The sequence below is a fragment of the Microvirga arabica genome (assembly GCF_016811235.1).
In the GTDB taxonomy this organism is placed as follows: Bacteria; Pseudomonadota; Alphaproteobacteria; order Rhizobiales; family Beijerinckiaceae; genus Microvirga; species Microvirga arabica.
In genome coordinates this window covers 125,514-151,658 of sequence record NZ_JAFBID010000005.1, presented here as the reverse complement: position 1 = coordinate 151,658, position 26,145 = coordinate 125,514, and the positions used below count along the sequence as shown (strand labels likewise).

The following is a 26,145-nucleotide window of genomic DNA, read 5'->3' as shown; positions in this document are numbered from 1 at the left end:
CCAGAGCATCGCACAACCGGTAAGGCCGCCGATCAAAGCCGCCGCAAAATAAATGATCGCCATGCTGCATCTCGCCCTAGGGGGTACCCCCGTCGTACCGTACAACAATCTGCTGCGCATGGAAGTTCAATGACCTGGGCTCACGGAGCAGGTCATGGCGAGGGTTACAGCAAGAAGCGGTGAAGAGAGGGTTTAGAAGCCTATTGAAATGATTCGGGCGTGAGAGCCACGTGATTGCTCCGAAAAAGCGATGTACCTCACAACTCTGGGCGGCGATGGTGTTGCACGGGTTCGCTTCAGATCCGACGTGCCCTGGACTGGTGGAGCGGCGGAAGACGGATTTGGAGTCAAGCGGCAGTCAGTTGGTTAAGCTCCGGACTAATCTCACCAGCACCTTCAACTCTACTCTAACTAGGGTAACTCCCTTAAGATCGCCTATCCCCTAATATTGGCTATGAGGATTTGATGCATGCCTGGCTTTTTGGGCTGCAGCTGTCAAATGGAGAGGGGAGCGCGACAAATTTCGGCCTTAATCATTAGCATAGCTAAGGCATACTTTAGAAAACAACGTACTGATTACTGGATTTTTCTTACATCCTATTCGCATTGGCTTGCGTCTGGACCGGATACATTTAGCAGACTGGCTAAAGGCGTATATGCTATAGGGGTTCAGTTGATGAAAACTGACAACCTAAATAATACCCTGGATAGTACGCGTCCTCATTCCAAGCCCTTCGATCCTCTCACTCCTACCATCTTTCATGAGAGGTGGTGGCTTGAGGCGGCAACGAACGGCGCCTATGAGGAAGTGACAGTCAGCAGCGGCGGACGTCTCGTGGGGCGCTTGGCCTACGCGCGGAAGGAAAGCTTCGGCTTTCGTGCACTCACCTCCTCCGGCATGGCTCAATTCCAAGGTCCGGCCGTTGATGAAGGAACAGGCGGGGTAGTAAGCCGTAATATGCGTCGAGGTGAGATCACCCGGGATCTTCTTGCGAAGTTGCCGCGCTTCGATTTCTTCTACCAACAGTTACATCGGGATTTCTCTGACGGCCTGCCCATCGTTGAAAGCGGTTTTTCCGTGCAGGTTAGGTTCACCTACGAGGTCGCGCCCGCCAATGAAGAGGTGATCTGGCGCAACATGCGCGATAAGACGCGCAATGTGATCCGGCGCGCCGAGGAACAAACGGACCTTTCAGAGATCGAGCCAGCCCATTTCTGCACCCTCTACGACGTCAATCTCAAAAGGCGCGGCGCGTCATCCAACTACATGTTTCAGCCGAACACACGTGCGCTAATCGAGGCGGCGGTCAGCCGCGGACAGGGGCGTGTGCTTGCTGCGATCAACAAGCAGGGCGATCCGGCTGCCTCGATCTTCTACGCCTGGGATGACCGTGTCACCTACTACCTGCTGACAACCCGCGCGCCGGATTCCCATAATGGTGCTGTGAGCCGCCTCATCTGGGACGCAATGCGAGAGGGTGCCACTCAAGGGCGTATCTTTGACTTCGACTCGGTGGGTACTAACGGCAGCGTGCTGTTCTACACCGCTTTCGGCGGCGAGGTTCGTCCTCGATACGTAGCAAAGCGCGTGACACCGGTATACCGGGCCTTGCAGATCTCACTTGCACGCTCGCGAAATATCACCGCAAGGATCAAGACATTCAATCTTAGGGTATTTGCGTGATATTGGATGATCGAGGAAGTGCTGCCTGCTCATCTGGTGACCATGCCCTGGATCTTGCACGAAGTGAGTTGTCGTTGATGAGGATGCTTCCTATTGCGCCGGCTCATCCAGCCGCTGCGCGAGGCACGGATCGAGCACAATGAAATCCGGGTTCGGGCGGCTGTAGCCGCCGGCCACCGTCACCACGTCGCCGACCTTCATGTCGTTGGTCTGATAGGTGACGCAGAGCACCTTCGGGGCGGGCACGGTGCCGCACAGGCCGAGATAGGCCAGCGTCCCGTCGAAATGCACGAGGTCGAGGGGGCCCGTGACGCTGAAATCCACCCGGGTCTCGCCAGTCTCGCGATCCTTGGTCAGGTCCCGCACCTCATGGCATTGCGCCCGATAGGAGGGGTGCATGTCCGGGTCGGCAAAGGGGTTTTTGTCGGGGCCTTCCTGGCTCAACGCTCCCGTCACTGAGCCGATCATCAGCGACGCGATGACAAGGCTCTGCATCGGGCGTTGGGGCATGGGGTCACCTCAGACGTGCTGGCCGCCATTGATGTGCAACTCCGCGCCGTTCACGTAGGAGCTCGCATCCGTGCAGAGGAAGTAGATGGCCTTGGCCACCTCGTCCGGCGTGCCGAGACGGCGCATCGGCAATTGCTCGACGATCTTGTCCGTGCCCGGCGACAGGATCGCGGTGTCGATCTCGCCCGGCGAGATGGCGTTCACGCGCACGCCGAGCGGCCCGAAATCGGCTGCCATCTCGCGGGTCAGCGACGCGAGCGCCGCCTTGGACGTGGCGTACGCCGCGCCCGCGAAGGGGTGGACGCGTGAGCCCGCGATGGAGGTCACGTTCACCACCGAGCCCTTGGCCTTGGTGAGCTCGTCCTGCAGGCCGCGGGCCAGCATGATCGAGGCGAAGAAGTTGACCTGGAACACCCGCAGCCAGTCCTCGTAGCGGGTGTCGAGGGTGCCCATCCGCGAGCCGCCTTCGCCCTTGGGCGAGATGCCCGCGTTGTTGACGAGCGCGTGCAGGCAGCCGCCCTCGGCGGCGAGGCGCTCCTTCACCTCCGCGATGGCGCGGCGGGTGTCCTGCGCATCGGCAAGATCGACCTGCAGGTGGTCCTCCGGTCCCATCTCCCACGGGCAGTTCTCGGGAAAGCCATGACGCGAGCAGGTGATCACCCGCCACCCGGCCGCGGAGAAGCGCTTGACCGTGGCATGCCCGATGCCGCGGCTGGCGCCGGTGAGCAGCATGATGCGGCGGGAATTGCTGGGCGAAGAGGACATCGGGAGATCTCTCGTAAGCGGGGCAGACCTCTATCCCAGTTCAGGATCACGGTCCATGGGATCAGGGATAAAGCCGCACCTTCCGCCAGCCATCGCCCTCGCGGGTGAACACCACCCGGTCGTGCAGGCGGAACGGCTTGTCCTGCCAGAACTCGATGGACACGGGCGCGATCCGGAACCCCGTCCAGTGCGGCGGGCGCGGGATCTCGCCCACGGCGAATTTGGCAGTGTTGAAGGCCACGGCCTTCTCCAGCGCGAAGCGGCTCTCCAGCGGGCGCGACTGCTGGCTCGCCCAGGCGCCGATGCGGCTGTCGCGGGGGCGGCTCTGGAAATAGACGTCGGCCTCCTGGTCGCTCACCAGCGTCACAGGGCCGCGGGCGCGCACCTGCCGGCGCAGGCTTTTCCAATGCAGCACGATGGCGGCCTTCTGCTGCCCCAGGAGCTCGCGGCCCTTGTTGGATTCCGTGTTGGTGTAGAACACGAAGCCGTTCTCATCGAAGCCTTTCAGCAGCACCATGCGGACGTTCGGCAGCCCGGTCTCGTCCACGGTGGCGAGCGCCATGGCGTTGGGGTCGTTCGGCTCGGAGCCTTCCGCCTCCTTCATCCAGGCCTGGAAGAGGGCGAAGGGCTCGTCCGACTCCGTGAAGTCACCAGTTATTAACCCGCTCACTGTTTTATCTCGTTCTGTGGCTTTTGGTTCTGGGGGACCCAACGCGTGACGTGGATCAATCCGCGCCGTTATAGATCAGATGGCTTCACCAGCGAAGCCATGAAAATCCTGGCCGTCGGCCTGCTCGCCCTGTCGACGAGCGCCTGCGGCATGTCCCTTGGATTGTCGGCTCTCGATGAGGACGGACCCAAGGCGACGGGCGCCATCGGCCTCAAGAGCGACATCACCCTCTCGGCCGATCTGGACGAGGAGGACTGGCGGCGGGCCAAGGCAGCGCTGGCTGTCGCCCTCGACCCGCAGGGGCCCGGCACCCAGGTTTCCTGGGACAACCCGGCGACGAGCCGCAAGGGCACCTTCACTCCGGTTGGGGCTCCCTTCGTGAAGAACGACGAGATCTGCCGCAGCTTCTCGGCCCATCTCAGCGGCCCCTCCACCTCGTCCGTCCAAGGCACGGCCTGCCGGCCCTCAGGAAGCGAATGGACCCTCAAGGAGGTCAAGCCGCTGAAGGGCTCGGCCAAGGTCTAGCGTTCACTGCTCGGACGTTGCAAAGGGGCAACACTTTGCCCATATGACCGTCAAACCTTTGAGCCTCCAGGCTCGTATCCCGACGGTTCAGGATTCCACGATGCGAAACCCTTATGACGTTCTCGGCGTGTCCCGCTCTGCGAGCGAAGCGGACATCAAGAAGGCGTTCCGCAAGCTCGCCAAGACCTATCATCCCGACAGCAACACGAACGATCCGAAGGCCAAGGACAAGTTTGCCGAGGCGAACTCGGCTTACGAAATCTTGGGTGACGCCACCAAGCGTGCCCAGTTCGACCGGGGCGAGATCGACGCCGAGGGCAAGCCGCGCTTCACCGGCTTCGAGGGCTTTGGCGGCGGCCGGGGTGGGGCGGAGGGTTTCTCCGGGTTTGGGGGAGGCAACCCGTTCGGCGGTCGGCGCAGCAGGAGCGGTTTCGGCGCCGATCCGGGCGAGGATTTCTTCTCCCAGATCTTCGAGAACGCCTTTCGGGCCGGGGGCGAGAGCCCGCGCCAGGCCCGCAGCCATCCCAAGCAGAAGGGCGAGGACGTCGAGGCTACGTTGACGGTCACGCTTGAAGAGATTGCCGCCGAGGCGAAGAAGCGGGTCAGGCTCCCCACGGGCCGGGACGTGGACGTGGTCATCCCCAAGGGCGTCGCCGACGGCCAGGTGATCCGCTTGCGTGGCTTAGGGCAGGGCGCCCCCGGGATCGATCCGGGCGATGCGCTGCTCACCATCGCGTTCGCGCCCCATGAACGCTTCACGGTTGAAGGATCGGATCTTCGCTTGCGCCTGCCGGTCGAGATCGAGGAGGCTGTCCTCGGCGGGTCGGTGCGCGTGCCGACCCTGACCGGCACAGTGGAGATGAAGATCCCGCCGCTCACCAATTCCGGCCGCACCTTCCGCCTGCGCGGCAAGGGCCTGCCCGGCAAGACCGGCCCTGGCGATCTCCTCGTGACCACGGAGATCAGGCTGCCGGAGATCGTGGACGAGGACCTGATGGACTATGCCCGCAGGCGCCTCTCGGCCAAGGCGAAGTGAAGCAAAACTTCGGCTGGGCTGTTTCTGATCGCTTGCGTAACCCTCCACTGTCATTCCGGGGCGCCGGAGGCGAGCCCGACCCGCAGGGCCGCGCCGCAGGCGTGGAAATCCATAACCACGCCGCTCCCGGAAAGACGATCCGAGTTCCGCCTGTTTCGGCAACGGTAGCGTTTATGGATTCCGGGCTCCGCTGCGCGGCCCCGGAATGACAGTGGGGTATTGTTGCTCTAACCCAGATTGCTGGCCATCTACCGGCGATCCCGCGATGAGAATGCCAAGAGGGCTTCCCCGTGGCTGCCGGGTCGGTTAAAGAGGCCGTTCTTATTTGAACGATCCAGCGACGATCTAGGTGAATCATGGCGGAGACAAAGGCCACCGGCATTCTAGCCGGCAAGCGTGGCTTGGTGATGGGCGTGGCGAACAACCGTTCCATTGCCTGGGGCATTGCGCAGGCAGCCCGCCAGCACGGGGCGGAACTCGCCTTCACCTATCAGGGCGATGCCCTGAAGAAGCGCGTCGAGCCCCTGGCGAAGGAGCTGGATGCCCATGTGGTCGGCCATTGCGACGTGACGGACGGCGCCACCATCGATGCGGTGTTCGAGGAAGTGAAGCGCCTCTGGGGCTCCATCGATTTTGTCATCCACTGCATCGCCTTCTCCGATAAGGACGAGCTGACGGGCCGCTATGTGGAGACCTCCGAGGGCAACTTCACCAAGTCCCTGCTGATCTCCTGCTATTCCTTCACGGCCATCGCGCAGCGCGCCGAGAAGCTGATGAACGAGGGCGGCTCGCTCCTCACGCTCACCTATTACGGCGCCGAGAAGTGGATGCCGCACTACAACGTCATGGGCGTCGCCAAGGCAGCCCTCGAGGCGTCCGTGCGTTATCTGGCGGCCGATCTCGGCCCCAAGAACATCCGCGTCAACGCCATCTCGGCAGGCCCGATCAAGACGCTGGCCGCCTCCGGCATCGGCGACTTCCGCTATATCCTGAAGTGGAACGAGTACAACTCGCCGCTCCGCCGCACAGTCACCATCGAGGAGGTGGGCGAGACGGCCGCCTATCTCGTGTCCGACATGTCCCGCGGCATGACCGGCGAGATCCTGCACGTGGATGCGGGCTACCACGTGGTCGGCATGAAGAACCCGGAAGCCCCGGATCTCTCCCTCGACAAAGACTGACCCTTAAGTCAACGCGTAACCGGACCCTGCCGTGACCCCGTCCCGCCCCACGATCTACTTCATTCGCCATGGCGAGACGGACTGGAACCTTGAGGGACGTCTTCAGGGACAAAAGGACATTCCGCTCAACGATGTCGGCCGCGTCCAGGCCGAGGAGGCGGGCCGCAAGCTCCGGACGCTCGCGCCGCATATCGAAGACCTCGCCTATGTGGCGAGCCCCATGACCCGCACACGCGAAACCATGGAGATCCTGCGCGGGACCCTGGGGCTGCACCCGGAAACCTACAAGCTCGACGAGCGCCTCGTGGAGCTGACCTTCGGCTCCTGGGAGGGCATGACGTGGAAGGAAGTGCGCAAGGCCGAGCCGTCCTTGGCGGCCCTGCGCGAGCAGGACAAGTGGCACTACGCTCCGCCCGGCGGCGGCGAGAGCTACGCCATGCTGGTCGAGCGCATCCGCCCCGTCCTCGACGATCTCACCCGCGACACGGTGGTGGTGGCCCATGGCGGCGTCGCCCGCGCGTTCCTCGCCATCGCCTGCAACATCAACGCCCGCCAGGCCGCCAGCATGGACATCTGGCAGGGGCGGGTGCTCGTGATCGAGGGGCGCCAGCACCGCTGGGTGTAGTTGGCTTCCAACAATGGCCAACGTGACGGAGCATGCGATGGCCGATCTGTACCCACCTCTCGACCCTTATGAAACCGGCATGCTCGAGGCTGGGGATGGGCATCGCCTCTATTGGGAAGCGTGCGGCAATCCTCGCGGCAAGCCTGCGCTCGTCCTTCATGGCGGTCCTGGTTCCGGCTGCATAGCGAATGCGCGCCGATACTTCGATCCGAGGAAGTACCGCATCATCCTATTTGACTAGCGCGGGAGCGGTCGGAGCCAACCTCATGCGAGCACTCCGCGAGCCGACCTTTCCACGAACACAACCACGCACCTGCTCGCCGATACTGAGCGGCTGCGCGAGCATCTCGGGATCGCGCGTTGGCTGATCCTCGGTGGTTCCTGGGGTTCGACCCTGGCGCTTGCTTATGCCGAGCGGCACCCGGAACGCGTAACAGAGATGGTGCTGTTCAGCATCGCCACCACCACACCTCAGGAGATCGAGTGGATCACGCGCGGCGTCGGCGCATTCTTCCCCGAGGCCTGGAGCCGCTTCCGCGACGGCGTTCCTGAGGAGGAGCGGGACGGCAGCCTGGTCGAGGCCTATCACCGCCTGCTCATGCATCCGGATCCGGCCATCCACGGGAAGGCGGCGCGGGACTGGTGCGACTGGGAGATGGCGATCGTCGCGGTCCACCCCGGTCACAAGCCCCATCCGCGCTACCACGATCCGGCGTTCCGTCTGGGCTTCGCCCGTTTGGTGACTCATTACTGGCGCCATGCGGCATGGCTCGAGGACGGAGCGCTGCTGCGCAACGCGGACCGGCTGTCCGGCATTCGGGGTGTCCTGATCCACGGTCGTCTGGATATAGGCGGACCGCTCGTCACTCCTTGGAGGCTTCACCAGAATTGGCCGGGCAGCGAGCTGGTTATCATCAGCGAAGCCGGGCACGATGCGCGCGATCCCGGCATGACGGAAACCATCGTGGCCGCGACGGATCGCTTCGCCTGAGTTGCGGCATCACGGCTGGGTGTGACGCGACAACCTTCATAGCGCTCCCGCGTTGTCAGATATGCAATATATCTGCGACGCTCCGGGCTCGACGACTTGGTTTCTCATCGAAACCGAAGGGGAGGCCGCGCTCGAATCCGATGTCATGAAACATGCGGTCGAGAAGCATTTCCGTCTGGCCTGGGAGGCCGCCGCCCAGAGCTACCGGCCGACGTCGAGTTCCTTTGTCGAGACGAATATCGGCCTCAAGGCCCACATCCAACGCGCCATGCCGCTGTTCCTGACCCTGCGCGATGCGGAGGGGCAGGCGCTTGCCACTGCCATGCTGCCGCCGGGCGGGCGCCCTGATCCGACGTTCCGGATCATCATCGTCGGCCCCGAGAACCGCGATCCTTATCTCGACCACGGGGAAGCCATCCGGACGCTGGGCGAGCATTTCGGCCTCACCCTCGACCGAAGCTGTTGCTATCCTTATCGGTGAGCGGCCCTCAGGCTCATGACCTATACGGATTGGATCCGCGGGGGATAAGGTCGGACGATCATCGCCAAGGGATTGTCCCGAACGCGGGGATATCTGCCCCCTCCGACAACGCAGGAGACCCCCGTGAATCAAGGGATTGCGCATGTCGCCCTTGTGGTCCGGGACTACGATGAGGCCATCGACTTCTATGTGAACAAGCTGCGGTTCGAACTGGTCGAGGACACATACCAGCCGGAGCAGGACAAGCGCTGGGTTGTCGTCAAACCACAGGGCCAGGGGAGCGCATCGCTGCTGCTGGCACGCGCGTCCAATGCTCACCAGGAGAGCTTCATCGGCAACCAGGCCGGCGGCCGTGTGTTCCTGTTCCTGCGGACCGACGATTTCTGGCGTGACCATGCCGCCATGATCGAGGCCGGCATCACATTCGTCCGAGAGCCCAAGCAGGCGGATTACGGCATCGTTGCCGTGTTCAAGGATCTCTACGGCAATCTCTGGGACCTCGTTCAATTCACGGACGGCAGGCCGTGAGCGCCTCGTCATTCCGGACGTGTTCCGGGGATCTGCGTCTTTCGGCGCGTTCCGTTTTACAGACCTCAACCTGAGGAGCAGCCGTCAGGCTGCGTCTCGAAGGAGGGTCCAGTGCTCTCTGGATCCTCCTTCGAGACGGATTGCTCCCGCAATCCTCCTCAGGATGAGGGCAGAGGAATACGAAAGGTTGAAGACGTGGATGGCCGCAACAAGTGCGGCCATGACGAGCAGGGGGCGCGTGCATGTTCTCACTTTGTTCTTGACTGTTGCTGCAAGCTCGGCTATATCGTTGTGTAGACCTGCCTCTGTTGAGGGGCGCGCTCGCGAGGCGTCGCAGTGTGGAGGCAGGCACGGTCCTGTGCATGTGCCGCTACGCAGGTACATGTGACAGGAGGCCCAGGCTGTGGGCCGGTGGTCGGAATCGGTCTCAGGCCCCCGTCGAGGAGACGGATCACGCCTGAGGTGGTCACCGGGCTGGCCTCGCCTGAACGCCTAAAGAAGCCGTGCGCGAAGAGGCACCTCGGCTCTTCCATTCTCACCACCACACATCGAGCCGGGCTGCCCAACGCGCCACCCTCGATCCTACCCACAAGCTCGCAGCCCACCGGCTGCGGGCCACAAGGTGCTGGCTCTTTGACCTCGATCCATGTCATGGCCGGCGTGACACTCGCGCGCTTTGGTCTTATGACGCCGTGAACCCTGAAGAAGCGCCATGTCCCACAACACCTTCGGTCACCTGTTTCGCGTCACCACCTTCGGCGAGAGCCACGGGCCGGCCCTCGGCTGCGTGATCGATGGCTGCCCGCCCATGATCCCCCTGGAAGCCGCCGAGATTCAAGCGGAACTCGACCGGCGCCGGCCGGGCCAGTCGCGGTTCACGACGCAGCGCCAGGAGCCGGATCAGGTGAAGATCCTCTCGGGCGTCTTCACCGACGAGCGCACGGGCCGGCAGGTCACCACCGGCACGCCGATCTCCCTGATGATCGAGAATGTGGACCAGCGCTCCAAGGATTACTCCGAGATCAAGAACTCCTACCGTCCGGGCCATGCCGATTTCACCTATGACGTGAAGTACGGCATCCGCGACTATCGCGGCGGCGGCCGCTCCTCGGCCCGCGAGACGGCGGCCCGCGTGGCGGCTGGCGCCGTCGCCCGCAAGGTGTTGGCCGGCATCACCATCCGCGGTGCCCTTGTGCAGATGGGGCCGCACGCCATCGACCGGGGCAACTGGGACTGGGAGGAGGTCGCCCGCAACCCGTTCTTCTGCCCCGACGCAAAGGCGGCAGCCTTTTACGAGGAGTATCTCGACGGCCTGCGCAAGGCTGGCTCCTCCATCGGGGCCGTGATCGAGATCGTGGCCGAGGGCGTGCCGCCGGGGCTCGGCGCGCCGATTTACGGCAAGCTCGATTCCGACCTCGCCTCCGCGCTCATGTCCATCAATGCCGTCAAGGGCGTGGAGATCGGCGACGGCTTCGCGGCAGCCGCCCTGCGCGGCGAGGAGAACGCCGACGAGATGCGGCCCGGCAACGGTGGGGTGCCGACGTTTCTCTCGAACCATGCCGGCGGTGTGCTCGGCGGCATCTCTACGGGCCAGCCGGTGGTCTGCCGCTTCGCCGTGAAGCCCACCTCCTCGATCCTCACGCCCCGTGCGAGTGTCACCCGCTCCGGCGCCGAGGCCGAGGTAATGACCAAGGGCCGCCACGACCCCTGCGTCGGCATCCGGGCCGTGCCGGTGGGTGAGGCCATGGTCGCCTGCGTGCTCGCCGATCACGTGCTCCGCCACCGGGGGCAGGTGGGGCAGAACGCGGCTTGGCCGTTCGACGTGTGAGACCGCCCCGCGAGGGCGCACACTTGGACGTCCTGGCCGGACTCGTCCCGGCCATCTCGATTTGAGAAGCGCCGCGCCTCTCCAATTGGGATCACCGGCACAAGGCCGGTGATGACGACGGAACTGGTTCTGAAGCCCTCCGCCCATACATTTTTGCAAGGGCAGGCATGCAGATTTTAGTTTTACTAAAATCCCGTCATCCGCTAAGCCATCACCATGAAACTGGCTGAGTGGCTCACCCGCAATGGCGTCTCGCGCGTGGAATTCGCGCGGCGGATCGGCGTTACGCCCGGCGCCATCACCCAGATGTGCAACTCCGAACAGGCTTGGCTCTCGCGGGACACGGCGGATCTGATCGCCCGTGAAACCCGTGGCGCCGTCACGCCCAACGATTTCCTGCCCCCGGCCGCCAAGGAGGCCCTGATGCCCAATTCCGTCACCGATGCCATCGAGGCTTTCGCTCGCGGTGAAATCGTCATCGTCACGGATGATGACGACCGCGAGAACGAGGGCGACCTCATCGTCGCCGCCTCCCTCTGTACGCCGGAGAAGATGGCCTTCATCATCCGCAACACCTGCGGCATCGTCTGCGCGCCTCTGACCGCCGCGGAGGCCCGCCGCCTGCGCCTCGACCCGATGGTGGCCTCGAACGACGCGCCTCTCGGCACTGCCTTCACGGTGACCGTCGACGTGAAGCACGGGCTGACCACCGGCATCTCGGCCGAGCAGCGCTCGAACACGGTGCGGGCGCTCGCCAACAACAACATGGGCGCGGCCGATTTCGTCCGCCCCGGCCACGTCTTCCCGCTGATCGCCAAGGATGGCGGCGTGCTCATGCGCTCGGGCCACACGGAAGCCGCCGTCGACCTGTGCAAGCTCGCCAACCTGCCGCCGGTGGGTGTGATCTGCGAGCTCGCCAACGACGACGGCACGGTGATGAAGGGCCGGCAGATCGACGCCTTCGCCGAGACGCACAACCTGAAGCGCATCTCGGTTGCCGATCTCATCGCCTATCGCCAGGCACGGGAAAAGCTGGTGGAACGCATCGCCACCTTCCCGGTGGAGACCCAGTGGGGCTCGTTCACGGGCTATGCCTATTCGACGCCCTTCGACAGCGTGCAGCACATCGCCCTCGTGCATGGCCGCATCGGCGACGGCACCAACGTCCCCGTGCGCCTGCACCGGGCCAACGCGCTCACCGACGTGTTCGAGGGCGGCAAGGCGGTGAACGCCTCCCTGCAGCGTTTCGTGAAGGAGGGCAGGGGCGTTCTCGTCTACCTGCGCGACGGCACGGCGGGCGTACCGACCACATCCTTTGCCGAGACCGAAGAGACGGAATCGGAGGCCATGCGCTCGAGCCAGTGGCGCGAGATCGGTCTCGGCGCGCAGATCCTGAAAGATCTCGGTGTCGCGTCCATCCGCAACCTCGCCACCTCGAGCCGCTCCTATGTAGGCCTCTCCGGCTTCGGCATCGAGCTTCTGGGCCAGGAGCCGATCGAGGGGTGAGGCGCTCGTCCTCTGCTGTCATTCCGGGGCCGCGCAGCGGAGCCCGGAATCCATAAACGCTAACATTGCAGCAAGAAACGCTATGCTGATCAGTGCTTCCTGAAACGTCGTGTTTATGGATTCCGGGCTCTCGTTTCACTCGCCCCGGAATGACAGAGATTCATCCTTCAAAGTCAGGCACCGATCTCCCGCCCCATCAATGCATCGAGATGGAACGCAGTCGATTTCGCGAGGCCCTCAAGGTCGTAGCCGCCCTCGAGAACCGACACGATCCGCTGTCCGCAATGGCGGTCGGCGAGGTCCATCAGCTTCTGCGTCGCCCAGGCGAAATCCGACTCGGTCAAATTCAGGCTGGCGAGCGGATCGCGCCAATGGGCGTCGAAGCCCGCGGAGATGATGATGATGTCGGGCGCGAAGCTGTCGATGCGCGGCGCGATCACGGTGTCCACCGCCTCGCGGAAGGCTTCGCTCCCGTCGCCGGCGCTCAACGGCGCATTGACGATGGTGCCGTGATCGCCCGTCTCGGACAGCGCGCCTGTGCCAGGATAGAGCGGCGCCTCATGAGTGGAGCAATAGAGCACGGTCTCGTCTGACCAGAAGATGTCCTGGGTGCCGTTGCCGTGATGCACGTCCCAGTCGAAGATCGCCACGCGCTCGGCGCAATATTTCTTCTGCGCATGGCGGGCCGCGATCGCCGCGTTATTGAAGAAGCAGAAACCCATGGCCCTCACGCGCTCGGCATGATGCCCCGGCGGGCGCATGGCCACGAAGGCGTTCCTCACCTTGCCGCCCATCACCTCGTCGACGGCGAGCACCGCGCCGCCGGCGCCCCGCAGGGCGGCCTCGTAGGTACCGGGCGACATGGTGGTGTCCTCGTCGATCCGCACCAGCCCCTCCCGGGGGCTGATGTCGCGCAGGCGCAGGATATGGTCTTCCGGATGGGCCAGCGCGAGACTGTCCATTTCGGCCATCGGCGCCTGCTCCCGGATGAGCGACGTGAACCGCTCCTTCTCGAGGGCGCGCTCGATGGCGCGGATGCGGTCGGGGCGCTCGGGATGGCCGAAGGGTGTCTGATGGTCGAGGCAGGCCGGGTGGGCAATGTACAGCGTGGACATGGATTTTCTTAAGTACGGGAAGCCGCCGAATTTCGCAGCGTCACATGGGTCTGTCTATGTTGTTGCAATGCAACACCTTCTGGAGCGGAGCCGTGCCATGGTGTGTTTCGATTCGCGTTGACGACCGTCCGGTCTATAAACCCGCCCGAAACCACCCTTCGCCTCAGTTCCGCTGAGTCTTCAGAGCTTTGCACGATGCGTCTTTTGAGTCTGCCCCTTCTTTTGGCAATGATGATGGCCCTGGGGGGCTGCAATTACAAAGGCGTTCCCGACCCGCAGGTTTCATCGCGGGATGCCGAATGGATGGCGCAGATCCCGACCGCGGAGGAAGATCCGCGCTTCGGCCGCTATCTCATCGACGATCCGACCGGCGAGGCGCCGGGCACCATCGTGGTCGATACGAAGGAGCGCCAGCTCTATCTCGTTCAGCCTAACAGGAAGGCGATCCGATACGGCGTGGCGGTCGGCGACGAGGCCTATGGCTGGACCGGCACCTCCACCATTGCCCGCAAAGCCGAGTGGCCGGATTGGAACCCGCCGGCCGAAATGAAGGCGCGTTGGCCGCATGTCCAATACACCAAAGGCGGACCGAGCAACCCGCTCGGCGCGCGGGCGCTCTACCTCTATGAGGGCAACAAGGACACCCTCTACCGCATTCACGGCACCAACGAGCCGGAGAAGATCGGCTTTGCCGTCTCGTCTGGCTGCATCCGGATGCGCAATATCGATGTGATCGACCTCTACAACCGCGTGCCGGTGAACACGAAGGTCATCGTCCGCTGACAGCAGCCGGCATCCGACATGAAAAGAGCGCCCATCGGGCGCTCTTCTTGTTTGGGATCGGCTGTTTGCTGTGGATCACTTGCCCAGCACCGCTTCCTTGCGCAGGAAGGCGGGAAGCTCGGAGACCTTCGGGCGGTTCTGCTGCAGCTTGGCGGCCTGAACGGCGGCTGCCAGAGCCGGCAGGGCGACGTCCTTGAAGGCCGGAATGGACTGGGCGGCATTCTGCTGGCCTGAACGGGCGTCTCGGCTTGAAGCGTTCTGGGTCATGGATCCTCTCTGGAAATCACAGGCTGTTTCGACAACCTGCCTTTATGATCTCCAGGGCTGTGACCGCTTTGGGGCAGACCGGTGATCATGTGTTGGCTTGGCTGCAGATGCATGCCTCAAGGTGAATCAACACTTAACGGCGCAGTATTCCCGCGATCTGCGGCGTGAATACTTCCCGTCTTGTCGTTGCATCACCTCAGAGTGTTCTACAGAGGCGCTTCTTCAGAAGCTGTGCGCGGCCACACCTTTTGCAAAGCTCTCGCCGTCCCTCAGGCCCATCTCATAAGCTCTGCGAATCCCGGCCGGGTTGGTGATGTCGAACTGCCCAACCGGGACCGGCTGGGAGGGCTGGATGTAGGTGCGGCCCTTGACCGAAGGAACGGCCCGGTAGAGCCTGGAGAGGATCACCAGGGTCTTGCCGCCCTGCTCCTCGATGGGGATCAGAGGCTCCGCCGGCACGTTGTCCACGAGGCCGCCGTCGAGGGCCGCCATGCCGCCTATGCGGCCGACCGGCATGAAGGGCGGCACACTGGCGCTGGCCATCAGGGCTGCCGAGAGCTCCGCCGGGGAGGCCAGGTCCTGCACGCGCACAAATTCCGGGCGAAAGCCCAAGACGCGGCCGCCTCTCGGGTGAACAGGGGAGCGCCACTTCTTCTCGATCTGGTAGGTGGCGATGCCCAGCGGAACGGCGAGCGACAGGGGCAGGCGGCGCGGCTTGCGGGCAAGGCCGATGAGAACGGTGGGTCCCTGCTTCAGGCTCTCCAGGGCTGTCGCGTCGATGATGCTCTCGATCAGGCTGCGGTACATCAGCGAGACCGGCCAGGGCGAGCCCTCGCTGCGCCAGGCCCGCCACTCGAAATTGCGCCGCCCCAGGCTGCAGCCGTCGGCCACCATCTCGTTGACCTTCCGACCGAGGCCGAGAAGGCTGTAGCAGGCCGACCACGCGCCTGCGCTCACGCCGACCACCATCTCGGGCTTCAATCCGAGCAGCGGCGCCGCGGCCTCCCAGAAGCCTCCCTGCCAGTAGCAGCGGTTGCCGCCGCCCGCGAATGCCACCGCGTCGAACATCGGTGTCTCTACCGTTGTTTGGCGGGCGAAGAATCCTCGTCGGCGCGCGCCCTGTCGCGCCAGGCCAGAACGATCCGTTCCAGTTCGACGAGGTCCTGCCCGGGGAGCGTTCCGAGGGTCCGCATCACGTAGGAGCGCTGGGCCGCAATCCCCTGGTTGGCGAGATCGCGCCCCTTGGCTGTAAGATAAAGGGCATTGGAGCGCCGGTCGCCCGGGATTGCGCGCCGCTCCACGAGGCCGGCCTCGACCATGCGGTCGAGCAGGCCCGAGACGTTGCCCTTCGTCACATAGAGCCGTTCTGCCAGTTCCTGCTGACTCGAGCCCTCGCGCTCCGTGAGAGTGGACAATAGGTCGAACTGAGGGATCGACAGACCGAGTGCCTTCAGTTCCGCCGCCACTGCATTCGTCGCACGCCGGTTTAGGCGGATGATCCGGAACCAGATCCGCAGGGGATCGGCAGCAGCGATCTCGGCAGAGGCGGAAGAGGGGGACGTCAAGGTTTCAAACTCCAGGTACAAGAGGGATAGTTTACAGTGAAACCATTCCTCGCGTCACCCCTTGTGGCAGGTCTGACTGGGCCTCTCCAGCGTCTTTCCAGTGGAGCAAAGGGGTCAGTTCAACCGCATTGCATGTTCTAATATTTCAGATCTGTGGTAGATCTTGGGTGGCCATCAGCGAGCCTTGAAGTCATGACCGCCTCTCTCTCCCATGATCTGCCTCTTACACCGCCCACATCGCACAATGCGTCCATGTCCTTCTCAGGCAGGGGCGGGGACTTTCTCAGGCTTCTGATCACCGGCAGCCTGTTTCAGATCCCGACCTTCGGCTTCTATCGCTTCTGGCTGATCACGAAGCTGCGGCGGCATCTCTGGGCGAACACGCAGATCGACGGAGAGGCTTTCGAATATACCGCCACGGCCAAGGAACTGCTGATCGGTTTCCTAATCGCCCTGGCCGTTCTCGTCCCGCTCTACATTGTATATTTCATCCTCGGTATCATGGCCGAGGAGCAGTACGCCTTTGCCAGCGTGCCGCTCGTGGTCATCACGTATGTGCTGGCTCATTACGGCAGCTACCGGGCCCGGAAATACCGCGCGAGCCGGACGATCTTCCGGGGCGTTCGCTTCTGGATGAAGGGCTCCGGCTGGGCCTATGCCATGCGGGCTATCCTGTGGGATCTCGCAACCCTTTTGACTCTCGGTCTTGCGCTCCCCTGGGCCATGGCCTCCCTCGAGCGCTACCGGATGCGCCACACCTACTTCGGCAGCATCCAGGGTGATTTCGTCGGAACCGGCTGGTCCCTGTTCAAGCGCGGTTGGTGGGTCTGGGCGCTGGGGATTGTTCTTCTGGCCCTCACCTTTTTCCTCTTCGTCGCCTCCGACATTGCCACAGGCAGCGGTAAGCCTGCCTTGCAGGGCCTTGCGGGCGTCGTTGGTCTGCTCATCATGGCGCCTATCCCGCTGGCAATGGCAATCTTCACCCGCTGGCACATTGACGGTTTGCGCTTTGGCGACGTCACCGCAGCCAGCGATTTCCGAGCCGGCACGTATTATGGCCTGTTCTTCAAGCTGATCTTCTCTTCCCTTGGTTTCCTGATGGCGTTAGGCCTTCTGGCTGGCCTGATTGGTTTCCTCTTCGCCTCCTTCGAATTGGTCCCGGACATGGAGGAGCTTTCCTGGACAGCATTCAGCGTTGGTCTCCTGGTTGTCCTCGGATATTTGGTTGCCTTGCTCGGTCTCGGCGTCCTTCAGCGCTACTTCCTCGGACGAGGCTTGTGGGCTGCGATTGTGACCTCCACAACGGTGACCAACCTGCAGGCGGTGGATGCCGCAGTGGCCGCCGGGCAGCCGGCTGGCGTTCTCGGAGAGGGATTGGCTGACGCGCTCGATTTCAACGTCGGCATATGAGGTGAGCGATGGCGGATGCGGTGTTCTATGACGGCGAGAGTGCCCGTCGCAGAACGGTTTCGATCAAGGTCACCCCATCGTCCATCGATCTTCATGAAGGACCTGAATGGGTCGCCTCCTGGCCTTCTGGCGAAGTCAGAAGGCGCGATGCTCCCGAGGGCATCCTGCGGCTGACGCGCGAAGGAGCGCCCTCCCTTGTTCGTCTCGACATCGCCGATGCGGAAACACAGGCAGCGATCAGGCAGCATTGCAGTCATCTCAATGACACGGCCCATCGGGAGAGGACGGGTCGCATCCTGTTCTGGTCCGCCGCGGCGGCTGTCTCGATCCTGCTCTGCGTTTTCTTTCTGCTCCCCATCCTGGCCGACCGGCTGACGCCGCTCATTCCAGCATCGTACGAGCGCCGCCTCGGCACGGCGGTCGACAACCAGATCCGCACGATCTTCAGCGGCAAGATCTGCAAGAATCCGCAGGGGCTTGCGGCGCTCGAAAGGCTCGTCGCACAATTGCGCGGAGCGCAGGGTTCGCAGGTCGATGTCGATGTGCTGGTGCTGGAATCGAAGGTGCCAAATGCCGCTGCCCTGCCGGGAGGGCGGATCTATCTGTTCGAGGCGCTTCTCGACGAGGCGAAATCCGTCGACGAGATCGCCGGTGTGCTGGCCCATGAGATCGGCCATGTGGCCCGCCGGGACGGACTGCGAAAGCTGATCCAGGCAGGCGGCACATCCTATCTCCTCGGCCTGCTGCTGGGCGATGTCACCGGAGGCGGCGCCATCGTGGTCGTCAGCCGTTACCTGGTGGACAGCGCCTATTCCCGGGAGGCGGAGGTGGCCGCCGATGATTTTGCGGGACGCACCATGACGGCACTCGGGCGTCCTGCCCATCCTATGGCTTTGCTGCTCAAGCGCATCGAGGGTGAGGACGATGGAGACGGGAACGATTCCGGGATCCCGGCTTTTCTCTCCACCCACCCCGTCACCGATCAACGGCTGAAAGCTTTGGAAAAACAGGTGCCGTCCCGCCCCGGCGAACCATTGCTATCAGATGAGCAGTGGCGCGCGCTCAAAGAGATTTGTAAGACCACCTGATGCGCCGTCTCATTATCGAAGAACCTTACTCGCGGCCGGCGAAGTGGTCGCCCACGCTGGCCTTGTTCGCGCTCGCCGTGACCATTCTGGCGGTGCTGCTGATCCGCTTCGGCCGGATCGACTATCAATCCGGCTTCATCGCTCTTGGAGCAGGCATCGCGATCGCTCTCGTGGCGGTTCTGTGCGCCGTTGCCGGGTTCGTCCGCATCTGGCAGGAGGGGCGACGGGGACTGGGAAGCGCGATCAAGGGATTGATCGTAGCATTGCTTGTTCTCGCCTATCCCGGCTTCATGGCCCTCAAGGCCATCACCCTGCCGGCGATCACCGACGTGACCACCGACACGGACGACCCGCCGGGCTTCTCCCGCTCCCGGGCTGCGCTTGAGGCACGCGACGGGCGCGTTCCCGCCGACGTGGCGCCGGAGATGCGGGAGATGCAGCGGGCATCTTATGTTCAGATCGCGCCTCTCACCCTCGATATCGGGCCGGACGAGGCTTTTGCCCTTGTGCGCAAGGCAGCCGACAATCTCGGATGGCGCGTGATCGAAGCCGTGCCGCCGGGTGGACGCGCCGGCCTCGGGCGGTTGGAGGCGGTCGACCGATCACTGATTCTCAGGGTGCCCTACGACATCACGGTTCGGGTGCGCCCGCGTGTCGACGGCACACGCATCGATATTCGCTCCGCCTCCCGGTTCGGCAATCACGATCTCGGCGGCAACGCGGATCATATCCGCGATTTTCTCGAAGAAGCGTCCGATTTGGCGATTGCGGTTCGCTGAGCTCAGGCGAGGCGGTACTCGCTGTCGAGAGCGGGAAGCCCCTCAACGGTAGCCTGCCCCCTCGCGACCAGATCCTCCAAATGGGCAAAGACCGAGAGGCCGGCGGCGCCAACCAGCGCCGGGTTTAAACCCTGATAGATAGCGGCCACGATCTCGGGGATCGTCCGGTCGCCGGCCCTCAGCCGGTTGAGGATCGAGGCTTCGCGCTGGCGGCGGTGGTGGATCAGGGCACGCACGAAGCGCTGCGGTTCCTGCACCGGGCCGCCATGGCCGGGCCAGTAGAGGTTCTCCTCCCGTCCCCTGAGCTTGTCGAGGGAGGCCATGAACGCGCTCATGGAGCCGTCGGGCGGGGCAACCACCGTGGTGGACCAGGCCATCACATGATCGCCGGAGAACAGCGCCTTCTCCTCGGGCAGCACGAAGGCGAGGTGGTTGGCCATGTGTCCCGGGGTGGCGAGAGCCTCCAGGGTCCAACCGGGGCCTTCCACGGCATCACCCTCGCTCAACTCCCGGTCGGGCGCGTAATCCTTGTCGGAACTCGCCTCCAGCGTGTTGACCTCGCCGGTAGAGAGGGGGCGGGCGCTGCGATGAGGGGCGCAGCCGACGATGGCGGCGCCCGTGGCGGCCTTGATGGCGGCAGCGGCCGGCGAATGGTCCTTGTGGGTATGGGTGACGAGGATGTGGGTGACCGTCTCGCCCCGCACGGCGTGAAGGATCGCCTCCACATGGTCCGGCATGTCGGGCCCCGGATCGATGATGGCGACATTGCCGGTGCCGACGATGTAGCTGCAGGTGCCCGTGAAGGTGATAGGCCCCGGGTTATTGGCCACGATCCGGCGGACGAGCGGGCTCACGCGCACGCATTCCTCGGCCTTGGCCGGAGGCCGGGTGTCGAAGGTGAGGTCGTCGGCCATAGGAGATCCTTGCCGCTGCAATCGGGACATCTGCCGTTTCCTAGCGCATTGGGCGGAAAAGGGGACCCTGTTTTCCGCATCCCGCCTTGGACTAAAGGGTGTCCACAGCCGCGGCGAATGCTCAAGACGGCGGCTTGAGGCAGGGGCCGGACCCACCTATAAGGCTTCATGAGCCGCCGCGCGCATGGCGGAATGACCTGGAGATTGCCCGTATGACGACCAGCGCCTCTTCGCTGTCCTCTCCCTCGACCCTCGTCGGCCTCCTCTGGCCCTCACGAGATGATGCCCGCTTCGCTGCGCTCCGCGCCATCGTGCTGATGGTCGTCGGCACGGCGCTCCTTACCGTCTCGGCCAAGGTCCAGGTGCCGCTGCCTTACGTTCCGATGACGCTGCAGACCCTGGTGGTGCTGATGATCGGCGCAACCTATGGCTGGCGCCTTGGTGGCGCGACCGTTGCCCTCTACCTCGCCGAGGGCGCCATGGGCATGCCGGTTTTCGCCAACACCCCTCCCTTGGCAGCTGGGATCGGCTACTTCATGAGCCCCACGGGCGGCTTCCTGTTCGGCTTCGTGGCGGCCGCTCTCATGATGGGCTTCATGGCCGAGCGGGGCTGGGATCGTTCGCTCCTGCGCGTTATCGTGATGATGAGCATCGGCCATGCGGTGATCTTCGCCTTCGGCCTCGCTCAGCTGTCCCTGGTGATGCCGTTCGCGAAAGCCTGGACGGTGGGCGCCGCTCCGTTCGTGGCCGCCACCCTGGTCAAGACGGCCCTGGCCGTGGCCCTCATGCAGGCCGCCTGGTCCGTAACCCGTCGCGGCGGCAAGGCCTGACCGGCCCTTCACGCAAGAGACTTCAGAAGCCGCCTCCGGGCGGCTTCTTCGTTTCCAGAATGGAAGAAGCGGATTGCCGGCGGCATTCAGCCGGCCGAGTGCACCAGCTTGAGCTTGGGGCGGGCCTTGACGCTGCTATGCAGGAAGGTCACGTCCACCCATTCCTCGTCGCCGCTGCCTTCCTCGATGCGGTAGCCCATCTGCTTCGCGATGGCTTGAACCTGGCTGAGGTTGGAGCGGGCGATCCAGCGGGAGAACTCAGATGAGCCCTGGTCCATCAGAACGGCAATCATGCCGATCTCGACGCCCTGGTCGAAATCCTCGCTGCGGCCGGGAAAACGCAGCCGCAAGCCATCGTCGAGGTGGATATGTCTCATGACGGGAAGCCCCCAAATCACCCTTTTCGGGCACCTTTTGCTTGAACTTACCAGGGAGTTGAGCCGGCTGAAAGGTGGCATGGCCGCGCAGGGAACCGCTCCTCGGGCCGCTCATTAGCCTCGCAGAGAAAACCACTGGAGGGCTCCCATGGCCGAGCGCAGAATCACCGCCTTCTTCGACACTTATGAGGAGGCCGCACGGGCGGTGCAGCGGCTCGAGGCAGCCCGAATGCCGGATTTCGAGATCAGCCTCGTGTCCAACAACTTCAACGATGCCTACACGCATCATGCGTCCCGATCGTTCGAACCCGACGGGTCGGCGCATCCTTTCACCGGCGCCACGGCGGCAGCCGGAACGGTCGCGGGAGCCGGCGCGGGCCTTCTGGCGGGCCTCGGCACGGTGGCCATTCCGGGCTTCGGACCGGTGATTGCTGCCGGCTGGATCGTTTCGACCTTGGTGGGTGCCGGTGCCGGAGCAGCGGTGGGTGGTCTTGCAGGCGCGCTGGCGGATGCTGGCCTCAGCGATGAGGAGGCGCAAGCCTATGCGGACGGCGTGCGCCGCGGTGGGGCGCTCGTGACCGTGAAGGTCGAAGAAGCCGAGATGGACAGGGTGGTGAGCATTCTGGATGACGAAGGCGAGGTCGAGGCGGGTGAAGAGACGAGGCGCCGCGACGACGCGCCGGCTCCACCCATCGGCGCTGCAGCATCGACGGCGACCGGGCTCATCACGGATCTCATGCCGATCCCCCTCGACGACAGCAACGAGGATGGGAGCGACCATACGCTCCGTGTTGACGTGGAGGACGAGCGTCTGCGTCGCCCCACCGGCACGAAGTCGGAGTAGGTGAGAGGCTTTAGCCTCTCACCTGAACTTGGTGGCATCAAGCCTTGCGCAAAGTGCGATCCAGGCTCCACGCGCCACCTCCGGCGGCAGCGAGGAACAGGAACACGAAGCAGTAGAGGATCGCCGCATCGCCGCCGTTCAGAACAGGGTAGGGGCTGCGCGGCGCATGGGCGAGCCAATAGGCAAAGGCCATCAGGCCGGAGAGGACGAACGCAACGGGCCGCACAAAGAGGCCCGGGATCAGCAGCGCACCGCCGACAAGTTCGAGCACACCAGCGATCCAAGGCAGGGTGAGGGCCGCCGGGGCGGGATTGGGAGAAGCAGGAAAGCCGAGAAGCTTCTGCGTGCCATGCGCCATGAAGATGAGCGCTGCGACGATGCGCAGGATGCTTAGAAGGCGCGGCGCCCAAACGGTTTCGAGATGAGCTGTGTTCATCGGTCAGTCTCCGGATTGTGAGGAAGGGCGATCGGCGCTGCCGATCCGCCGAGGAGGGGATTTCCCGATACAAGCTCATATGGACCGTTCCCAGCCCTTAAGGCAAAGCTTGCAGTAACGAATTGCTTACCACGTTCTCAAAGCGGTTTGATCCGTTCGGGTCTTGCAGCGTTTCTCCTACGCCAACAGAACAGGAGGCCGGCATGACCATCCTCGATCCGAAAACCGGGCAGCTCGTCACCCTCGATCTCACGTCCAAGCCGCGCCGGGGCTGACAAGACCATTCGGAAATCATTCCGATTTCACGGGATCTTTTCAAAGAACCAACTGCTCCTCTTTTTCCCTAATTTTGATCATTCCATCTCCTGAATTCTTGCAAAGCTCAACTAATTACTTCCACAAGCAGCCGCCCGTGCCCTGACGCACATCGTTGATGCGACATTGATGGTTGATGGATGCCTGGGCCGGAACCCTTGGTTCGCAAAGGCATTGGCTAAAGGAATGGATTCAACCGAGCGCCGGAGCCGCGGATTGTCAGGCTTGAAAGCTTAAGCAGCCGCAGCTTTGGCGTTCAGATTTTGAAGTGACCGAAAGAGTTGAGGAGCGTGAAATGGCTCTGACAGGGCGTTTTAATCTACGCAAGACTTGGACCGGGCGCATTGTACTGCAGGTCGAGGAGGAGGTCGCAGGTTTCTGGGGCCGGATGACAGGCAAGGCCAAGCTGCACCGCCGCTGGCGGGATGCCAATGTGCTGGACCTCGCGGCCCCCGAGTTGCGAAGCCTCGTCGACCTGCGCTTCCGCCCCCGCTACATGCCCCAGACCAACGAGGTTCCGCAGGATTGGCCGAGGGCCCCGCGTCAGCTCGAGGCGATCCCGGCTCAGACCCTGCACTACGAGACCTACCAGGAAGACGGGCGCTTCTCGACGCATTGAGCGGTCGCAAGCGAGGCGCGGACGCGAAGGCTATAACAGCCCTCGGGTCGAACTCGCCCGATGCCATATGTTTCGATGGAAATCCCGGGAAGAATGGTCGGAGTGGCAGGATTTGAACCTGCGACCCCCACGTCCCGAACGGGGCATCCTACCAAATCATCCCACAGGGGGATTCTCCAGCACCCTTGTAAAGTAAGGGTTTCTGGTGATCTCTCGTCGCCGCTCGTCACTCCTGATGCGTGCTGATCATCGATCAATCTTTGGTCGATCTTTGGTCGGTGCGCGGTCTGTTCCAACTTGGATGCGTTCTCGTGCGTCCGAGCGCCGGCAGGGATGTGCAGGAGGCGCCATCTGCACCAGGGCGCTTAAGGAGCCGTGTCCGGCCACGCGAACCTAAAGGCTCCAACGTAGAATTTCTCGTAAAGGAAGCGGAGATCCTGCTCCCAATGCTGGATCGCCGTTTCCATCCGGGCGTCACGCCGCCGTTTCGCGTTGCGGGTGAGCGAGGCGATGGTCTCGGCCAGCTTTCGCAGGCGGAGCGCCGTTCCCGGTGCATCCCACTCGTCTAGGTAGCGGCTCGGGAACAACGGTGGAAGGTGGCCCTTGAATATCTCGGTCAGGATCAGTTTGCGCTGACTGGACGCCAGGCCTTCTGCCCTCCCGACCTTATAACCCATGGCTTGTAGCATGCCCTCGGGGAGCCATCCCTTCGTATCAATGCCATGGCGTCCGGCTTTCGCGTCTGTCGATGGCCAGACGAAGTAGGCGTCAGGGTTAATCGGGTCCAGGCGCCGGCGGAGCCACTCCTGTCCAATGGCGTCCAACAATCCCCTGGCGTCCGCGTGACGGAAGGCCCGGTCTGGATCACAAAGCGTGTCGAGGCAGTTGCGCCAGAGCTGGATCGTCTCGGCCAGATCCATTCGCGGCAGGCCGTCCAGCAATCTGGCAATAGTCCGGCTCACCACCGGTCGCGTGGTCTTATCAGTGGGAGGTGCTACGGCTTTCGGCGGAGCCGCGGCGGTGTTCATCTGGGTCCTTGCATTGGCTCGAAGATTGCGCTCGTGAGACCGCAGTTTCCGGAGTGACGCCTGACATTGAGGAGCGACGGGAAGTGCCTCGATCTGGGCGATGATTGCCCGCACACGTTCTGTGGAGGTGGCGTCCAGTCCTTCGATGACGAGCTTGCTGACGGTTTGAAGTGCTTGGTTGACCTCTTTGTTGGTCAGGGGCGCAGGGACCTTCTTGCCTTTCCATCGTGTGTAGGGAGGAGCCATGGACGTCTTACCCTGTTCGGAACCTGTTGCTGAAATCGACCGTCAGAGGTCAGCCTCGGAAGGTTCCGGCTTCCACTCGTCGGCCCGGAGCGCCCTGATCCGCGGTCCCAGGACCCGCCCGAAGGCTTCCGCCGTGTCGGCCAGCCACCGGTGATACTCGGGCCACCTGTCGGCCTGAGTGAAATCCGCCGGCTTGAGCCCCGTGTAGACGTGGCTCTCCTTTTTGCCGGGGAGTTCCTTCCACTGCAGCTCCATTCCGAGCTCGTCCTGGATCGTCGCCTTGTCCCGCGCCAGCAGGTGGAAGTACGCCTTCGCCCGCTCGTCGCCCATGACGAGGTTGACCGCGATGCCCTGATCGCGGACCAGAGCCATGGTGTCGAGGCGGAACCCGGACCGTCCGATGCTGAAGGACACCCAGTGCTGAGGCTGCGGCTTGATCGGTCGGAGCTTGCCGTTCCTGGTGGACAGGAATTTCATGAAGCCAGTCCAGAATTCGAGCTGGGTCTGCTTAGCCTCGGTCAGCTCCCCCGTCTCGATCCTGTGGGCCGCCTGCGAGACCTGACGGCTCCAGTCATTGGGTTTAGAGACGATGTTGAACTTTGGTGCGGGTTCGGACTGCCCGATCCGCCACAGCTCAACCTCCAGGCCGAAGAACTGGAATTCCTCATCGGTGATCGCGTTGAGCCAGTCGAGCGTGGCCCGGTGCTCTTCGGTGAAGCGCTGGGCGACCCAAATGATCGTCGCCGCCTTGAGCCCGGATGCATAGACGAGCAGTTGGCCGAGGTGGGTGTGGTCGGTGCGTTCAAGCTGGTTCTCGATCAGCACCCAGTTCCCGGTGCGCAGGTCCTTGCAAAGGATGTCGGCCCGGAATGGCCCGACGTCCTTCTCCTGCGCCTCCAGCTCAAGGTCCAGCCCGACGGCCTCACCCAAAACCTCCAGGTTCTCAGCCCTGGCGAGCCAGGGCGTGAAGTCGGCAGACTCCGATAACCATACGCTCCGCAGATCGACCTTCTGCAGCCGCCCCAGGCTGATATCCATTCTTGCGCACCCGCTTGCGGTCTTTGGCCGCTGTTAACCATCGCCCCCCGGCAGGCTCGTATCGGCCAGGGGATCAGGTAAAGAATCACTTCTAGGCTCATTCCCAAGTTGGATTCGCGCAAGTCGGCAGGTCAGGCAATGGCCTGAATCAATTGAACGAA

General features: G+C 63.4%; 28 protein-coding genes and 1 pseudogene. 17 read left to right on the top strand and 12 right to left on the bottom strand.

Translation table 11 applies throughout. The features are described from left to right. The first annotated feature begins 676 nt into the window (after positions 1–676). Positions 677–1,684: a GNAT family N-acetyltransferase gene (locus tag JQC81_RS04605; protein ID WP_203270540.1), complete on the top strand. Its 1,008-nt coding sequence runs from the start codon at positions 677–679 to the stop codon at positions 1,682–1,684. A gap of 90 nt (positions 1,685–1,774) precedes the next feature. On the opposite strand, the gene JQC81_RS04600 is transcribed toward JQC81_RS04605, so the two are convergent. From JQC81_RS04600 to pdxH, 3 genes are all read right to left on the bottom strand, one after another. Next, a complete protein-coding gene (locus tag JQC81_RS04600; protein WP_203270539.1) occupies positions 1,775–2,194 on the bottom strand; it encodes a hypothetical protein in 420 nt (139 codons plus the stop codon). Positions 2,195–2,203: 9 nt separating this feature from the next. After that, the gene (locus JQC81_RS04595; protein WP_203270564.1) at positions 2,204–2,926 is read right to left on the bottom strand and encodes an SDR family NAD(P)-dependent oxidoreductase; all 723 of its coding nucleotides are present in this window, start codon (positions 2,924–2,926) and stop codon (positions 2,204–2,206) included. A 94-nt stretch (positions 2,927–3,020) separates the two neighbouring features. After that, positions 3,021–3,629: a pyridoxamine 5'-phosphate oxidase gene (gene pdxH, locus JQC81_RS04590; protein ID WP_312887471.1), complete on the bottom strand. Its 609-nt coding sequence runs from the start codon at positions 3,627–3,629 to the stop codon at positions 3,021–3,023. A 99-nt stretch (positions 3,630–3,728) separates the two neighbouring features. On the opposite strand from pdxH, the gene JQC81_RS04585 reads away from it, so the two are divergent. The 9 genes and pseudogenes from JQC81_RS04585 (at position 3,729) to ribB (ending at position 12,330) form a co-directional block, all read left to right on the top strand. Next, complete coding sequence (locus JQC81_RS04585; protein ID WP_203270537.1) at positions 3,729–4,154, top strand: RT0821/Lpp0805 family surface protein; 426 nt, start codon at positions 3,729–3,731, stop codon at positions 4,152–4,154. 100 nt (positions 4,155–4,254) lie between these two features. Continuing rightward, on the top strand, positions 4,255–5,190 hold the full coding sequence (locus tag JQC81_RS04580; protein ID WP_203270536.1) for a DnaJ C-terminal domain-containing protein: 936 nt from the start codon (positions 4,255–4,257) through the stop codon (positions 5,188–5,190). A gap of 356 nt (positions 5,191–5,546) precedes the next feature. Beyond that, entirely contained in the window at positions 5,547–6,371 is an 825-nt protein-coding gene (fabI, locus tag JQC81_RS04575; protein ID WP_203270535.1) for an enoyl-ACP reductase FabI, read from the top strand. A gap of 31 nt (positions 6,372–6,402) precedes the next feature. Further along, positions 6,403–6,996, top strand: a complete 594-nt coding sequence (locus tag JQC81_RS04570) for a histidine phosphatase family protein (protein ID WP_203270534.1) — start codon at positions 6,403–6,405, stop codon at positions 6,994–6,996. 37 nt (positions 6,997–7,033) lie between these two features. Continuing rightward, positions 7,034–7,987, top strand: a pseudogene (gene pip / locus JQC81_RS04565) (prolyl aminopeptidase). A 61-nt stretch (positions 7,988–8,048) separates the two neighbouring features. Then, positions 8,049–8,468, top strand: a complete 420-nt coding sequence (locus JQC81_RS04560; protein WP_203270563.1) for a hypothetical protein — start codon at positions 8,049–8,051, stop codon at positions 8,466–8,468. A gap of 123 nt (positions 8,469–8,591) precedes the next feature. Beyond that, positions 8,592–8,996, top strand: a complete 405-nt coding sequence (locus JQC81_RS04555) for a VOC family protein (RefSeq protein WP_203270533.1) — start codon at positions 8,592–8,594, stop codon at positions 8,994–8,996. 712 nt (positions 8,997–9,708) lie between these two features. Next, positions 9,709–10,824, top strand: coding sequence for a chorismate synthase (aroC, locus tag JQC81_RS04550; protein ID WP_203270532.1), 1,116 nt, complete (start codon positions 9,709–9,711; stop codon positions 10,822–10,824). Positions 10,825–11,040: 216 nt separating this feature from the next. Next, on the top strand, positions 11,041–12,330 hold the full coding sequence (gene ribB / locus JQC81_RS04545) for a 3,4-dihydroxy-2-butanone-4-phosphate synthase (RefSeq protein WP_203270531.1): 1,290 nt from the start codon (positions 11,041–11,043) through the stop codon (positions 12,328–12,330). Positions 12,331–12,503: 173 nt separating this feature from the next. On the opposite strand, the gene JQC81_RS04540 is transcribed toward ribB, so the two are convergent. Further along, positions 12,504–13,445: a histone deacetylase family protein gene (locus JQC81_RS04540; RefSeq protein WP_203270530.1), complete on the bottom strand. Its 942-nt coding sequence runs from the start codon at positions 13,443–13,445 to the stop codon at positions 12,504–12,506. A gap of 195 nt (positions 13,446–13,640) precedes the next feature. On the opposite strand from JQC81_RS04540, the gene JQC81_RS04535 reads away from it, so the two are divergent. Further along, positions 13,641–14,228, top strand: coding sequence for a L,D-transpeptidase (locus JQC81_RS04535; RefSeq protein ID WP_203270529.1), 588 nt, complete (start codon positions 13,641–13,643; stop codon positions 14,226–14,228). A 75-nt stretch (positions 14,229–14,303) separates the two neighbouring features. On the opposite strand, the gene JQC81_RS04530 is transcribed toward JQC81_RS04535, so the two are convergent. From JQC81_RS04530 to JQC81_RS04520, 3 genes are all read right to left on the bottom strand, one after another. Beyond that, positions 14,304–14,495, bottom strand: coding sequence for a hypothetical protein (locus JQC81_RS04530; RefSeq protein WP_203270528.1), 192 nt, complete (start codon positions 14,493–14,495; stop codon positions 14,304–14,306). A gap of 222 nt (positions 14,496–14,717) precedes the next feature. Beyond that, on the bottom strand, positions 14,718–15,563 hold the full coding sequence (locus JQC81_RS04525; protein WP_203270527.1) for a patatin-like phospholipase family protein: 846 nt from the start codon (positions 15,561–15,563) through the stop codon (positions 14,718–14,720). 8 nt (positions 15,564–15,571) lie between these two features. Next, the gene (locus tag JQC81_RS04520) at positions 15,572–16,060 is read right to left on the bottom strand and encodes a MarR family winged helix-turn-helix transcriptional regulator (RefSeq protein WP_246520227.1); all 489 of its coding nucleotides are present in this window, start codon (positions 16,058–16,060) and stop codon (positions 15,572–15,574) included. Between the two features lie 192 nt (positions 16,061–16,252). Between JQC81_RS04520 and JQC81_RS04515 the strand changes: the two genes are divergently transcribed. The 3 genes from JQC81_RS04515 to JQC81_RS04505 are packed head-to-tail and all read left to right on the top strand — an operon-like array spanning position 16,253 to position 19,337. After that, the gene (locus JQC81_RS04515) at positions 16,253–17,470 is read left to right on the top strand and encodes a YjgN family protein (RefSeq protein WP_246520226.1); all 1,218 of its coding nucleotides are present in this window, start codon (positions 16,253–16,255) and stop codon (positions 17,468–17,470) included. A gap of 8 nt (positions 17,471–17,478) precedes the next feature. Beyond that, positions 17,479–18,558 (top strand): M48 family metallopeptidase, encoded by a 1,080-nt coding sequence (locus JQC81_RS04510; protein WP_203270526.1) that lies wholly within the window; start codon positions 17,479–17,481, stop codon positions 18,556–18,558. Next, complete coding sequence (locus tag JQC81_RS04505; RefSeq protein ID WP_203270525.1) at positions 18,558–19,337, top strand: DUF1499 domain-containing protein; 780 nt, start codon at positions 18,558–18,560, stop codon at positions 19,335–19,337. The genes JQC81_RS04510 and JQC81_RS04505 overlap by 1 nt, the downstream gene beginning before the upstream one ends. A gap of 2 nt (positions 19,338–19,339) precedes the next feature. Here JQC81_RS04505 and JQC81_RS04500 read toward each other — a convergent pair whose 3' ends face one another. Beyond that, the gene (locus JQC81_RS04500) at positions 19,340–20,281 is read right to left on the bottom strand and encodes an MBL fold metallo-hydrolase (RefSeq protein ID WP_376772366.1); all 942 of its coding nucleotides are present in this window, start codon (positions 20,279–20,281) and stop codon (positions 19,340–19,342) included. Positions 20,282–20,463: 182 nt separating this feature from the next. Here JQC81_RS04500 and JQC81_RS04495 point away from each other — a divergent pair, with 182 nt between their 5' ends. Continuing rightward, on the top strand, positions 20,464–21,081 hold the full coding sequence (locus JQC81_RS04495) for a biotin transporter BioY (protein ID WP_203270524.1): 618 nt from the start codon (positions 20,464–20,466) through the stop codon (positions 21,079–21,081). An 86-nt stretch (positions 21,082–21,167) separates the two neighbouring features. Here JQC81_RS04495 and JQC81_RS04490 read toward each other — a convergent pair whose 3' ends face one another. Continuing rightward, positions 21,168–21,458 carry a hypothetical protein gene (locus JQC81_RS04490; protein ID WP_203270523.1) on the bottom strand — a complete coding sequence of 97 codons (291 nt, stop codon included), beginning with the start codon at positions 21,456–21,458 and terminating at the stop codon, positions 21,168–21,170. A 148-nt stretch (positions 21,459–21,606) separates the two neighbouring features. Here JQC81_RS04490 and JQC81_RS04485 point away from each other — a divergent pair, with 148 nt between their 5' ends. Further along, positions 21,607–22,302 (top strand): DUF1269 domain-containing protein, encoded by a 696-nt coding sequence (locus JQC81_RS04485; protein WP_203270522.1) that lies wholly within the window; start codon positions 21,607–21,609, stop codon positions 22,300–22,302. A 37-nt stretch (positions 22,303–22,339) separates the two neighbouring features. On the opposite strand, the gene JQC81_RS04480 is transcribed toward JQC81_RS04485, so the two are convergent. Next, entirely contained in the window at positions 22,340–22,738 is a 399-nt protein-coding gene (locus JQC81_RS04480) for a DoxX family protein (protein ID WP_203270521.1), read from the bottom strand. Positions 22,739–23,348: 610 nt separating this feature from the next. Here JQC81_RS04480 and JQC81_RS04475 point away from each other — a divergent pair. Next, positions 23,349–23,672 (top strand): hypothetical protein, encoded by a 324-nt coding sequence (locus tag JQC81_RS04475; protein WP_203270520.1) that lies wholly within the window; start codon positions 23,349–23,351, stop codon positions 23,670–23,672. 365 nt (positions 23,673–24,037) lie between these two features. Here JQC81_RS04475 and JQC81_RS04470 read toward each other — a convergent pair whose 3' ends face one another. Continuing rightward, positions 24,038–24,946 carry a hypothetical protein gene (locus tag JQC81_RS04470; protein WP_203270519.1) on the bottom strand — a complete coding sequence of 303 codons (909 nt, stop codon included), beginning with the start codon at positions 24,944–24,946 and terminating at the stop codon, positions 24,038–24,040. Positions 24,947–24,988: 42 nt separating this feature from the next. Further along, complete coding sequence (locus JQC81_RS04465; RefSeq protein WP_203270518.1) at positions 24,989–25,984, bottom strand: DUF4268 domain-containing protein; 996 nt, start codon at positions 25,982–25,984, stop codon at positions 24,989–24,991. Positions 25,985–26,145: the final 161 nt, after the last annotated feature.

Bases quoted from the DNA above. Each gene is read 5' to 3' on its own strand.
- JQC81_RS04560 (WP_203270563.1), top strand. From the start codon at position 8,049: ATGCAATATATCTGCGACGCTCCGGGCTCGACGACTTGGTTTCTCATC.
- JQC81_RS04485 (WP_203270522.1), top strand. From the start codon at position 21,607: ATGGCCGAGCGCAGAATCACCGCCTTCTTCGACACTTATGAGGAGGCC.
- aroC (WP_203270532.1), top strand. From the start codon at position 9,709: ATGTCCCACAACACCTTCGGTCACCTGTTTCGCGTCACCACCTTCGGC.
- JQC81_RS04515 (WP_246520226.1), top strand. From the start codon at position 16,253: ATGACCGCCTCTCTCTCCCATGATCTGCCTCTTACACCGCCCACATCG.
- JQC81_RS04500 (WP_376772366.1), bottom strand. From the start codon at position 20,281: ATGTCCCGATTGCAGCGGCAAGGATCTCCTATGGCCGACGACCTCACC.
- JQC81_RS04600 (WP_203270539.1), bottom strand. From the start codon at position 2,194: ATGCCCCAACGCCCGATGCAGAGCCTTGTCATCGCGTCGCTGATGATC.
- JQC81_RS04490 (WP_203270523.1), bottom strand. From the start codon at position 21,458: ATGAGACATATCCACCTCGACGATGGCTTGCGGCTGCGTTTTCCCGGC.
- JQC81_RS04530 (WP_203270528.1), bottom strand. From the start codon at position 14,495: ATGACCCAGAACGCTTCAAGCCGAGACGCCCGTTCAGGCCAGCAGAAT.
- JQC81_RS04540 (WP_203270530.1), bottom strand. From the start codon at position 13,445: ATGTCCACGCTGTACATTGCCCACCCGGCCTGCCTCGACCATCAGACA.
- JQC81_RS04510 (WP_203270526.1), top strand. From the start codon at position 17,479: ATGGCGGATGCGGTGTTCTATGACGGCGAGAGTGCCCGTCGCAGAACG.
- JQC81_RS04595 (WP_203270564.1), bottom strand. From the start codon at position 2,926: ATGCTGCTCACCGGCGCCAGCCGCGGCATCGGGCATGCCACGGTCAAG.
- ribB (WP_203270531.1), top strand. From the start codon at position 11,041: ATGAAACTGGCTGAGTGGCTCACCCGCAATGGCGTCTCGCGCGTGGAA.
- JQC81_RS04495 (WP_203270524.1), top strand. From the start codon at position 20,464: ATGACGACCAGCGCCTCTTCGCTGTCCTCTCCCTCGACCCTCGTCGGC.
- JQC81_RS04505 (WP_203270525.1), top strand. From the start codon at position 18,558: ATGCGCCGTCTCATTATCGAAGAACCTTACTCGCGGCCGGCGAAGTGG.
- fabI (WP_203270535.1), top strand. From the start codon at position 5,547: ATGGCGGAGACAAAGGCCACCGGCATTCTAGCCGGCAAGCGTGGCTTG.
- JQC81_RS04480 (WP_203270521.1), bottom strand. From the start codon at position 22,738: ATGAACACAGCTCATCTCGAAACCGTTTGGGCGCCGCGCCTTCTAAGC.
- JQC81_RS04580 (WP_203270536.1), top strand. From the start codon at position 4,255: ATGCGAAACCCTTATGACGTTCTCGGCGTGTCCCGCTCTGCGAGCGAA.
- JQC81_RS04525 (WP_203270527.1), bottom strand. From the start codon at position 15,563: ATGTTCGACGCGGTGGCATTCGCGGGCGGCGGCAACCGCTGCTACTGG.
- JQC81_RS04585 (WP_203270537.1), top strand. From the start codon at position 3,729: ATGAAAATCCTGGCCGTCGGCCTGCTCGCCCTGTCGACGAGCGCCTGC.
- JQC81_RS04465 (WP_203270518.1), bottom strand. From the start codon at position 25,984: ATGGATATCAGCCTGGGGCGGCTGCAGAAGGTCGATCTGCGGAGCGTA.
- JQC81_RS04470 (WP_203270519.1), bottom strand. From the start codon at position 24,946: ATGGCTCCTCCCTACACACGATGGAAAGGCAAGAAGGTCCCTGCGCCC.
- JQC81_RS04475 (WP_203270520.1), top strand. From the start codon at position 23,349: ATGGCTCTGACAGGGCGTTTTAATCTACGCAAGACTTGGACCGGGCGC.
- JQC81_RS04535 (WP_203270529.1), top strand. From the start codon at position 13,641: ATGCGTCTTTTGAGTCTGCCCCTTCTTTTGGCAATGATGATGGCCCTG.
- JQC81_RS04605 (WP_203270540.1), top strand. From the start codon at position 677: ATGAAAACTGACAACCTAAATAATACCCTGGATAGTACGCGTCCTCAT.